The 10,485-nt window shown below is 59.7% G+C and carries 13 protein-coding genes and 1 pseudogene; 5 read left to right on the top strand and 9 right to left on the bottom strand.

The annotated features are described in order from the left end of the window. Nucleotides 1-378 precede the first annotated feature (378 nt). Nucleotides 379-1,464: a patatin-like phospholipase family protein gene (locus AC0QTX_RS24045; RefSeq protein WP_474606333.1), complete on the top strand. Its 1,086-nt coding sequence runs from the start codon at nucleotides 379-381 to the stop codon at nucleotides 1,462-1,464. Nucleotides 1,465-1,528: 64 nt separating this feature from the next. Here AC0QTX_RS24045 and AC0QTX_RS24040 read toward each other — a convergent pair. From AC0QTX_RS24040 to AC0QTX_RS24030, 3 genes and pseudogenes are all read right to left on the bottom strand, one after another. Beyond that, nucleotides 1,529-1,726, bottom strand: a pseudogene (locus tag AC0QTX_RS24040) (ATP-binding protein); the annotation flags it as partial. A 22-nt stretch (nucleotides 1,727-1,748) separates the two neighbouring features. Continuing rightward, complete coding sequence (locus AC0QTX_RS24035; RefSeq protein ID WP_474606335.1) at nucleotides 1,749-2,036, bottom strand: hypothetical protein; 288 nt, start codon at nucleotides 2,034-2,036, stop codon at nucleotides 1,749-1,751. A gap of 146 nt (nucleotides 2,037-2,182) precedes the next feature. Then, nucleotides 2,183-2,953, bottom strand: coding sequence for a LuxR C-terminal-related transcriptional regulator (locus AC0QTX_RS24030; protein ID WP_474606332.1), 771 nt, complete (start codon nucleotides 2,951-2,953; stop codon nucleotides 2,183-2,185). A 747-nt stretch (nucleotides 2,954-3,700) separates the two neighbouring features. Between AC0QTX_RS24030 and AC0QTX_RS24025 the strand changes: the two genes are divergently transcribed. Beyond that, entirely contained in the window at nucleotides 3,701-4,966 is a 1,266-nt protein-coding gene (locus AC0QTX_RS24025; RefSeq protein WP_474606331.1) for a polyhydroxyalkanoate depolymerase, read from the top strand. 414 nt (nucleotides 4,967-5,380) lie between these two features. On the opposite strand, the gene AC0QTX_RS24020 is transcribed toward AC0QTX_RS24025, so the two are convergent. After that, nucleotides 5,381-6,406 carry a patatin-like phospholipase family protein gene (locus tag AC0QTX_RS24020; RefSeq protein ID WP_474606330.1) on the bottom strand — a complete coding sequence of 342 codons (1,026 nt, stop codon included), beginning with the start codon at nucleotides 6,404-6,406 and terminating at the stop codon, nucleotides 5,381-5,383. A 307-nt stretch (nucleotides 6,407-6,713) separates the two neighbouring features. Between AC0QTX_RS24020 and AC0QTX_RS24015 the strand changes: the two genes are divergently transcribed. Beyond that, on the top strand, nucleotides 6,714-7,448 hold the full coding sequence (locus AC0QTX_RS24015) for a Crp/Fnr family transcriptional regulator (protein ID WP_474606329.1): 735 nt from the start codon (nucleotides 6,714-6,716) through the stop codon (nucleotides 7,446-7,448). Here the strand turns inward: AC0QTX_RS24015 and AC0QTX_RS24010 are convergent. The 5 genes from AC0QTX_RS24010 to AC0QTX_RS23990 form a co-directional block, all read right to left on the bottom strand. Next, nucleotides 7,445-7,690 carry a DUF6894 family protein gene (locus tag AC0QTX_RS24010; RefSeq protein ID WP_474606328.1) on the bottom strand — a complete coding sequence of 82 codons (246 nt, stop codon included), beginning with the start codon at nucleotides 7,688-7,690 and terminating at the stop codon, nucleotides 7,445-7,447. The two genes, AC0QTX_RS24015 and AC0QTX_RS24010, sit on opposite strands and share 4 nt — an antisense overlap. 152 nt (nucleotides 7,691-7,842) lie before the next feature. After that, a complete protein-coding gene (locus tag AC0QTX_RS24005; RefSeq protein WP_474606327.1) occupies nucleotides 7,843-8,049 on the bottom strand; it encodes a DUF6894 family protein in 207 nt (68 codons plus the stop codon). Nucleotides 8,050-8,485: 436 nt separating this feature from the next. After that, entirely contained in the window at nucleotides 8,486-8,620 is a 135-nt protein-coding gene (locus AC0QTX_RS24000; protein WP_474606326.1) for a hypothetical protein, read from the bottom strand. A 196-nt stretch (nucleotides 8,621-8,816) separates the two neighbouring features. After that, on the bottom strand, nucleotides 8,817-9,122 hold the full coding sequence (locus tag AC0QTX_RS23995) for a hypothetical protein (protein ID WP_474606325.1): 306 nt from the start codon (nucleotides 9,120-9,122) through the stop codon (nucleotides 8,817-8,819). Between the two features lie 55 nt (nucleotides 9,123-9,177). Beyond that, entirely contained in the window at nucleotides 9,178-9,429 is a 252-nt protein-coding gene (locus tag AC0QTX_RS23990; protein ID WP_474606324.1) for a YidB family protein, read from the bottom strand. Nucleotides 9,430-9,600: 171 nt separating this feature from the next. Between AC0QTX_RS23990 and AC0QTX_RS23985 the strand changes: the two genes are divergently transcribed. Beyond that, on the top strand, nucleotides 9,601-9,753 hold the full coding sequence (locus AC0QTX_RS23985; RefSeq protein WP_474606323.1) for a hypothetical protein: 153 nt from the start codon (nucleotides 9,601-9,603) through the stop codon (nucleotides 9,751-9,753). Nucleotides 9,754-9,946: 193 nt separating this feature from the next. Then, a complete protein-coding gene (locus tag AC0QTX_RS23980; RefSeq protein ID WP_474606322.1) occupies nucleotides 9,947-10,354 on the top strand; it encodes a lysozyme inhibitor LprI family protein in 408 nt (135 codons plus the stop codon). Nucleotides 10,355-10,485: the final 131 nt, after the last annotated feature.

Genomic DNA, 10,485 nt, shown 5'->3' with positions numbered 1-10,485 from the left:
ACAGCTTCCCGGCGGACGAATGCCAGAACTATCTCAGCAACTGCGGATACGAGTTCACCAAAATCGAATCCGCTCTAATTCACATACATTGCGATTGGATGAAGCAACTCAGGACTGGGTCAGTGACATAGCGTGCTGGGAAGGTGGACGGAAATGGCGGACCAGTGCGACTGGATCAGATGCGCGATCGTCGACATCCTGCTGCGGCTGCCGGACGAGATTCTGCCGCCTTCAGTCGTCTTCGACGTAGCCACGATCTGCGCGACATCGTCATATCTGAGTATGCCTTCCATCGTTGGGAACTTTGTGCAGTGCAGCACGTTCTCCCGCCTCACCCGACAGATACGAATGACACCAGAACCTTAGCCAGAGGCCCATATGCCACGCACATCAAAGACCGCCCTTGTGTTGGGTGGTGGGAATGCACTTGGATCCTATCTTGCCGGCGCTTGCGAGTACCTTGCCGAGCAGGACGTTCGGCCTGACTGGATCGTTGGCGCATCAGTTGGTGCCGTCACGGGTGCTATCCTTGCCGGCAATGCTCCCGAACACCGCCTCCCCCGGCTCAAGCAGTTCTGGGCGCAGGCGACACAGCACACATGGCCGGCGGTCGCGCAGCCGGAAAAGTTGCGGCAGACCTATAACGGCATGCACTCGGCGATGACCCTTCTGCTCTGTCGTCCCGGCATCTTCCAGCGTCGCTATCCAGGCCTCTGGTCCGCGTTGCCGTGGGTCCCGAACGACGTCGCGATCTTCGACCACTCCCCTCTGAAGACAACTCTTGAACGACTTGTTGACTTCGATCGGCTCAACCGGGCCGAGGTGCAATTCACTATCGGATGCGTCGATCTCGAGAGCGGCGACGAGGTGTTCTTCGACAACACCCGTGACGAGATCAAACCCGAGCACATTCTGGCAAGCACCGCCATCACGCCAGCATTCCCACCGGTGAAGATCGACGGGCGGCTCCTGTGCGATCCGGGCTATGCCAACAACCTGCCCCTGGACGTGCCCTTCAAAGAGGCCCCCGATCACGACCTTGACTGCATAGCCATCGAGTTGTTCAGCCTGCGTAACCCGCAGCCGGCCTCACTCGACGCGATCCTGGAGAGGACGCAGGACATCATGTTCGCCAGCCCGGCTCGCAAGAGTGTGGAGGGTCTCCAGCGGGAATATGCACTTCGCGAGCAACTCGACCCAAAGGGACCTCGGGTCAAGCTGGTTCACCTTGCCTACCAGGCAGCCAGCCATGAGCTTGCGACGAAAACATTGGACTTCTCACCCTCTTCGGTGGCGGATCGGTGGGCGGCTGGCCGCCGGGACATGGCAAACGGGCTGGGCCTCCTAGCCACGGCGGGTCGCGGCCGATCCCGCTTCAGCTATCTCCCCGTCGATGCTGGAGAGGCGGCAGCATCGGCGCAGCAGGGCGCGGCAGTGGAGGTTGACAGCCGTCGGGTCGCATAAGGGAAGTCCAGGCTTCAGCGAGTCACCGAATGATGTCCTGAAAGGCTCCGGCTGGCGGTGCAAAAATGGTGTGCAGCATGTCGCTGATCGCCCGGATGCGTTCGGGTACGTCGAACACCTCTGGCTTGAGCGCCTGCCGCCTCGCAAAGGCGAGCAACTGGCCCGTGAGCTTGGCGGCGCGGTCCACCGTGTCCGAGATGGCTTCAATGTACCGGATCCGCCGCTCTTCGGGCAGGTTGGGACGGCGCAGGAAGTCGGATGCATAGCGCAGCGACGGATCGAGCCTATTGCCACGTTTGGCGGATGCGCTCTTGCACGATGGCGAGTTGCTGGATGTAAGGCTCGCGCCGCTCGCGATGATGCTGCCTGAGCTTCTCGAGCAGGCGTATCCTGAGGTCCATATCCAGGGTGCGGGAATTGATCGTGTCGCGCTCGCGCTCGTGTTCAAAGTCGATGTCAGCCAAAGTTCCGAGGAGCGACTGGAGCAAGGGCTGAAGATCAGGGGAGTACAGCCTCGGCTGGGTCTCCTGCTGGGCAGATGCTGCGGAATGTCGTTTGTTGTTGGTCATCACTTTCCTCCCTGTCTCTTGACGTACAGTGCGGGGCACGGGTGATTTGTCTGTCAGGTAGCCAACAGAGCGGCCAAGTTTTCTTAACCTAGGTTATCGACCACTGCCTCGAGACAATCTCGTTCATGTCATGGTCGAGGAGCACCGTCTTAGTGTAGCGGGGCATGATGGACTGCTCCCCCTTGTGGCAGGTGCTTCGTGGCCCACATGGCGGCTTGGGTGCGATTGGACACGCCAATCTTGCGCAGAATGGCTTTGACGTGGACCTTGATGGTGGCCTCGGTGATAGCCAGGTTACGGGCAATGACCTTGTTGGGCGCTCCCTCTCGCAAGCAACTCAGGATTTGCGCCTCCCGCGCTGAGAGCTTGTGCGACATCAGATCAGGTAGGCTTTGCTCTGCCGAGTTGCTCTGGAGCGGCTGCGCTTGGCTCTCGGGAGTGTCATCTGACATCGAGCGCAGGACCTCGCAGGGCAGAACACTTTCGCCCAGCATGACCAGTTCCAGGCGCTTGATCAGAACCTCAGGCGCACTGGCTGCTGGACAGAAGCCATCCACACCTGCCTCGTGTCCCAATCGCACGAAGCTTAGATCGAAGTGATCGGCCAGAACCACAATGCGGGCTTCCGGAGACTGCTCTCTTGCCTGCCTGATGGCCTCAAGCGCGCGACCGGGGTTCTGATTGGCATCAATGAGGACCAGGGTAGGATGTGACGCTAATTGTTGGAGCCAATCTGGCCCTGGAGAAGAAGCTGCCCTGGCAATGACGAGTGGCGCTCCCTGTAGGACCTGCTGAAGCCCCAGGAGCAGCAGGGCGTTGTCACTGATCAGGAGTGTTGTGACTTCTGGTTCAGCACCATTTGCGTTGTGCTTTATTCCGAGCCCTGGCATAGAGACCGAAGAGATCGTTCGCCCAGACATCGCTGCTCCCCCATTGTTGAGGCGGCCCGGCAAAGTTTAACACAGGTTAATGAAGGGCGAGTGGTTAAATATATGGCAGGAGGTCTGTTCGTTGGAACTGCGATCAAACTCATTCAGCCTTTAGTCCTAAAACCTATTATTATTCATACTCCCTTTCTTAAGCTTGAAAGAAGCAAATACGCGGCTAACCTTGACGCAACTCCGCTGGAGGAGGTCAGACCGCTAGTAAAATGAAACGCCCCATGAGGGGTGCTCGACGGTCCTCTGCTCGCCGCAGCGGAATTTGTCTCAACCGTACCGTTAGGTGTGCAGACGCAAACTCTTTTCAACAACATCACCATCCATCAGGGCCTCACCAGAATTTCTGATCGAAGTTGGCATCGTTGGCAACGAACACACAAATTTAACCTAGGTTAGAATTAGCCTGTTGAATGCAAAATAAAGATTATCATAGGTTAAAAATAATTAAACAATCGTAGGTTATTCTAGTCATCTATGGAACAAACTTGTTTGGGAGAGGTTTAACTCGGACTTTGCGGATATGATCCTCATAGTTTGGTTCCTCCCGACTGGCGGGAAGCTACGGCTTCCCGCCTTTTTTGAGAGTATCTAATTCATCCGGTGCTAAGCATCGCTGCTCCAGACTCACTGCGGATTGAGCCGAACCGCAGCGCCATCACACCAGTGCTGAGCGGGAACCAACGACTCAAGCACTGTGGGGCGCAAACGGCTACGAGGCTCGGTCGCATGTTGTACCTGTTGCATGAAGCGTCACAGCTTATGCTATCTCCTGCCCGACTCGCGGCAGACCTGACGCGGTTGGTCTGTGAGAGTCCCTTCAGTCCGCTTACCTATACTCCGCACGGTCGCGCGCTGGTGGCTTCTTGTGAGATATTTGAGCGCAGCACTCGCTCCTATCCTAAACCCGCGTTCAACCTCGCTGCTTCGGAACGGGTTGTGTGGCACCGGCCCTTCTGCCGGGTAATCGCCTTCGGACCACCGTCGAACAAGCCGAAGGTTTTGATCGTTGCTCCGATGTCAGGCCACTACGCCACGCTGCTGCGCGGCACGGTGGCGGCGTTCCTCAACAGCCATCAGGTGTTCATCACCGACTGGAGCAATGCCAAGCAGGTGCCTCTGTCCGAGGGCCAGTTCGATCTCACGAATTATGTGGACTACTGCATCAGCATGTTCGAAGCGCTAGGGTCAGACCTGCACGTGATGGCAGTGTGCCAACCCGCCGTTCCGGTGCTGGCGGCGATTGCCCACATGGAGGCTGAAGAACATCCCCAGGTGCCCCGTTCAGTCGCGCTCCTGGGTGGACCCATCGATACCCGCCATGCGCCGACCGCGGTCAACAGCTTCGCCCAGACACGAGACATCCATTGGTTCAAGCGTCACTGCATCCATCCGGTGCCAGACCGGTTCCGGGGCCGGGGGCGACTAGTCTATCCAGGGTTCATGCAGTTGTGCGGGTTCATGGCCATGAACCCGGATCGCCACGTCTCAGCTCACTGGGAGATGTTCAATCACCTGGTCGAAGGAGATGGCGACTCGGCGGAAAAGCACCGGGAATTCTACGACGAATACCTTGCTGTCATGGACCTGTCTGCCGAGTATTACCTCCAGACGTTGGAGACGGTGTTCATCGACCATCTGCTGCCTAGAGGGCTGATGCGGCACCGGGGCAGACCCGTGGACCTGAAGGCGATCCGCCGCTGTGCTCTCATGACCATTGAGGGCGAGAAGGATGACATCACCGGGCGCGGCCAGACGGTGGCGGCGCTCGACCTGACGCCAAACTTGTCGCCCTCGAAAAAAGAGTACCATCTGCAGGCCAGAGTTGGGCACTATGGTGTGTTTAACGGCTCACGCTATCGAGCGGAGATCGCCCCGCGCATCAAGGCATTCATGGTCAGACATGCAATAGACAGGCCGCTCAGTTCCCGGAGGTCTCCAACTCGCGTCACCCGAGTGTCGAGCAAGGTCGAAGCTACGATCTCCAGAATGTAGCAGTACTCATGGGCTCGATGAGCCGCGTGAACTGGTCGCTGGGAGCCTCACGGATTGGAGCAGATATCCTCTAAGGTCATGCGCCTGATCATCGAGCAATGGAGATCAACCAGCCACTGCACATACGGCTCCCGCTCCCGCTGATGGCGCTCCTCAAGCTGAGTGGCAAACTTCTTCTTGATCCCGCATCCAAGAGAAAACCCTGGTGCCGTTCAAAGCAAACCAGGGTTCGTTTCGATCCACCCCCGTCGATACACGCGGCGATGGCTATGTCGTTGTGCAGGGTATTAATCCGGCTCTCCTTTTCCGGCGAGATGCTGAAGAAACGCCAAGGCAAGCGTCAATGTTCCCCCGAGCGGCTTCCTTACGGAATCGACAGGGCCTTATCGCCTGGAGCGAGACTATCTGGCGTGGCTAATGTTTCGCTTGCCGCGCAAGCCAAGCCTCCGCCGCCAACCGGCCTTGATCCCGCAGATGCTGAAGATGCCCCCAGTCCGTGTTCATGAAGCTGAGCCCACTCAAGCCATCAACATGATCCTCAGCAATCAGGTGGTGCAACTTAAGGCGTTGCAGCTTACGTCCGAGACCGGAGCTCTGCATGTCGCCTTCCCGGCAAAGCTGAGCCATCATCGACAAGGCCTCCAGATCTCTCTGTAGTGAGTTACTGAAGGTGATCTGGTTCACCCGCTTATCGATGGCCCGTGAGGTTGTCGGTAAATCAGCATCGTTCGTGGGAATGATCTGCACGACCACCAAGTCCGATGCCCGTGTGGCGGTCACCAGCGGCATCAGCGGAGGATTGGCCGCGTAGCCGCCGTCCCAATGTGGCTCGCCATCGATCAACACGGCCTGGTGCAGTTGCGGCAGACACGCCGAGGCGAGGACAACATCATAGGTCAGCTCCTTGTTGCGGAAGAGCCGCAGCGCCCCGTCCCGGACCCGTGTCGCTCCAAGCAGCAGCCGCACGGGCGCCCGCCGGCACACGGCCTCGATGTCAACCTCGGTCGTGAGAATGTCCCGCAAGGGGCTCAGATCAAAGGGGTTGAACTGGTAGGGCGACAGGTGCGACGTCACCCGCGTCAGAATAGGATTTGACGTGAGAAAGCGGCTCTGACTGCCCACTTCGCTGACTTTGCGCCAGAATCGCTCCAGCGTGGCGCACGCTTCCGCGGCACCACCCTGCGCCAACCCGGAGGCGAGCAGCACAGCGTTCATGGCGCCCGCACTGGCGCCGCTTACCACATCGAAGGATACACCCTCCTCCAGAAACCGGTCGAGAACGCCCCACGTGAAGGCGCCGAAGGCACCCCCACCTTGGAGCGCAAGCGAGATCCGCCTTGGCCTGGTTCCCACTGTCTTGAGTCGGGAAGACCGGGCCGGCGGCAGAATGCCTGTCTGTGCAAGCGGAAGCGGCTCTGTGATGGGATTGAGAAGGGTCATGTCTGCCTCCATAGTGCCGCGGGTTATAGTTGTGTTGATCGGTGGTGCGGCACGGCCGATCGGATGAACAAGCCCGACAGGAGCACTGTGAACGTGTGAGATAGCCAGCAGTTGCTGCATTGCAGCATAGGCTCGGCCGCAGGCTGCACTGCACAGTGAGCATGGAACAAAGGGCACTGCTCAGGGCAGTGTCACAAGGAGGCGGGGCCTGATGTAATTTGAGGCAACGCGTCTATTAGGCATAGGCCTCTTGGCCGGTCAGGCGCTTCCACTACTTTAAGGGTGACAGGGTTCAGGAGGCCGTCCCATGGCTAATCTGCTTACCCGCAAGCTGGAGGCATTTGGGCCTCTGCCGGATGCCGACCGCCTCCTCCTGGATGATGTCATCCGCTCCGCCCGGGCGGTTGGCCCGCGGACGGATCTGATCCGGGAGGGCGACATGCCAAGTGATGTCAACCTGATCCTGGAGGGCTTCGCCTGCCGCTACAAGGTTCTCCCGACCGGCCGCCGGCAGATCATGGCTTACCTCGTGCCAGGTGACTTCTGCGATCTTCATGTCTTCATTCTGAACACCATGGACCATACCATCGCCACCCTGTCCGCCTGCACGGTGGTGAAGATCCCCCGGGCCCGTATTCTGGAGCTGATGGAGAGACCCGCCATCGCGCGGGCATTCTGGTGGGCCGCATTGGTCGATGAGGCTACCTTACGCGAGTGGCTGGTGAACATTGGTGCGCGCCGATCCGAGCAGCGCGTTGGTCATCTTCTGTGCGAATTGCTGCTGCGCCTGCAAACGGTCGGGCTGACGAACGGCAACCAATATGAACTCCCGATCACCCAGGCCGAGCTGGCCGACACCGTGAGCCTGACAGGGGTGCACGTGAACCGGATCCTTCAGCGGTTGCGGGCGAGTGGGCTGATTACCCTGAGAGGCAAAAACCTTGTCATTCTTGATGTGGAGCGGCTGATGGCCCTCACCGGTTTCAATTCGAACTATCTGCATCTGGCCGAGCAGGATGGCCTGCGGGAACAAGGCCTCTAGGATGAGTGGGGATCAAGCCGCTCCTCGGCCGAGAAGCGGAGCACGAACAGAACCTGGTCGCTCTCGTCAGTGACTTCGAGCTTCCATTCGGTGACGTTCCAGAACTCGGTCCCCATGTCGCGCAGGATCTCGCCGCTGGTGCGGATGGCCTGATCCTGGGCTGCGTAGATGTCAGGCAGTTCCGTGCCCTCGCTGTCGTGGACCGAGGAACCATCGTTCATATGGAAGAAGTAGCGGGGCATGGAGTGCTCCTCAGCCTGACAGGTGGGAGCACGTCACATCTCTCAGTCGGCAACAGCCCGAACTCCTGGCCACCGATGACCTCCATATGAGATCACAAGGATCCGAAAGCGAGCGGCGCCACCCAGGCAAGGACCGGACTGCGTTCCGGACATCATCGGGCGGTGACGAACAGCACCTGCCCGACGGCATCGGTGACCACCAGGATCTGGTTTGGCTCGATCCGGCCTTCGAGGATCTCCATCCACACCGCCGCGGCCCGGTCCGGGTCAGGGGCCAACTTCAGGTCTGGCAGATCGAGCCCGACTGGGTCCCACATCATCCGGTCGCCGATGCGATGGTGAAAGAAGTACCGTGGCATGGAGCCTCCCCGGGTTCATGCCACAACCGTCCTGCGGTATTGGGAGCGCGTCTATGATCCAGATTAGATTTTGGAGCCGTTGAGTGCCAGTTAAGGCAGGAAACTGCGGCCACGCTTAATCCGGATCAGAGCGGCGAGCACACAGATCGGGTAACGAGACGTTTAGCGCGATGATGACCTGTTAGCTCCTGAACCCTGGTTCCTCCTGGAGTGGGAGTCTGGATCGCTGTTGTGACTTAGCGAGCAACCTCTCGCGGAAAGGTCTTTAGGCTCGACGTGTGAGAAGGAGGCAAACCAGATGCCTCATGATGAAGATCAGGTGTCAGGCTCCGTTGAAGATCTGCCGCTGCCTGCGCAAGCCCGAAAGGCGCGAACACGAGAGCACATCGAGGCCATTGCCCGGCGCAGGGCCCCTGTGGAGCCGTTTAAGCAGGTCTCAGAACCAGACCACAAGACGGGCCAACGAGGGCCTGAAGAGATCAGTCGCGTCACGCTGTTCGATCTCGTCGGTGCCGGAAGGCCATTCCATTGGGGCCATGGCGGCCAAGCTTAGGGTGAGGATCTCGTTCATGGGGTGGCTCCATGTCCTGCAATGCATAATCCATCGCCGGGATTGCAAGGAGGGAGGTGTCCGCCGACCGTCGATGACCCGCCAGACGGTCGCAAACTTCCAAGACAGCAGATGAAGCTCCCCATCCGGATCGATCCTTAGCGTCGAGCGGACCGCCGGAAGGCGGTTCTTCGGATTGCCGAGCCGCGAGGATGGGTCAGGGACAGAGATAGCCGCGGTTGCCGTCGGAGGCGCACCGTGCCCCGTTGGGGAGGATGATCCCGCCCGTACCGTCAGGCGGCACGACCACCCCGTTTGCCAGCTTAAACCCGCCACCCGGCTCGGCAGCCACGTTCGAGCCGTCGGGAAGGGCGTACCTGCCGTCGCTGTAGGTCACGCGTCTCGTGTACGTGGGTGCGGATGCCGGCGCCGTGGACGCTGACGGCGTCGCTTGCTTCGATCCCAGGTTCGCGGGCGGCATGGGCTTGGCCTGCTGCTCGCCTGACGAGACGCATGCGGACACCGCGACGCACATCAACAGCACGGACGGCAGGCGCATACGGTTTCTCCAGGTTGTGTCAGGAACGCGGCACGTCCGTCGTGTCGGGAAGGCGCCCGTCCGGAGTGGACTTGTCCACGACTTCGGGCAGGGTGGTCGTGAGTCGCGACAGGAGTTCCTCGCGCGATAGCCCGGTCTGCTGGGTCAAGGTCGCGAGCACCTCGGGACCGATAGCCTGCTCGAGTTGATCGGGGGCGATGGGCTTGTTCGGTCCCGTGCCCACCCAGGACTGCGCCACATCGTCTTGGCCTTGCTGCCTGAAGCTCTCCATCAGTTCGCCGAGCCCGCCGCCGCCAAGGCTTCCGAGAAGCCCCCAAGGCCCGCCTGCTGATCATCCTGACCCGGAGCACCGCCACTGCCCAGGTTGCTGAGGAAACCGCCCAGGCCACCCTGCTGGTCACCTCGGTCCGGAGTGCCCGGGGCGCTCGAACCTGCTCCCGCCATGGCCCTCGACATCTCGTTCCAGACCATGCGCGTACTTATTATTGACGGCCACGACAGCGACGGCAGCCTTGTCCTCGCAGACGGCCAGCTAGCTGGCGTGATCGTCCGCCTCGACGACAAGTACCATAGCCCTGAGCACAAGGGGCTGTGACACCTGGAGGCGGGTTTCAGCCATTGCGATGTCCGTTCGCTCCACCCGTGTTCAAAACGCCCGAGGAGGCCGGAGCCTGGGTTCAAAAAACCCTGATGGGCAGGATCGTATATTTCGCAGCATGCCCTTTACGGAACCGACTGGGGTGCAATCTAGCAGATAGTGATCCCTGACCACCTCATGGGGACAGCCGATGAAAACTGCGATGCTGACTGTTGCCACGATATTAGCCATGCCAGCTCTCGCCTTGGCTGCGGACAAGTGCGCCAATGCTGTGGATCAGGTGGCCATGAATGCTTGCGCCGATGCGGCTTTCAAACAATCTGACAAGAAGCTCAATGAGCTTTACCGGCAGATCGAGGCGCGCCTGAAGGACGATGCCACTACCAAGAAGCTTCTCGTTCAAGCACAGCAGGCCTGGGTCAGGTTTCGCGACGCGGAGTGCAGTTTTCAGACCTCCGCGTCTGCCGGAGGAACCGTTGCCCCAATGCTCGTTTCGATGTGCATGGGCGGTCTGACCCAATCCCGCGTCAAAGACTTCGAGAATTATCTGAAGTGCAAGGAAGGCGATGTGAGCTGCCCAGTTCCCTCCGCGAACTGAGCCATCGCAGACGAGTGCGATTTCCGGTCAGCGCATTGATGGAACCGGATAGGGTATCATTAAACCGTATTCGGAAGCTTCCGTCGGCGGTTGGCGCAGTGAATCAGTAACGAGCCAGTCTATAGGGCTGC

This window comes from Microvirga sp. jy35, assembly GCF_056148915.1.
Note: the sequence above shows the minus strand (reverse complement) of the source record. Positions and strands in the feature narration are given on the sequence as shown.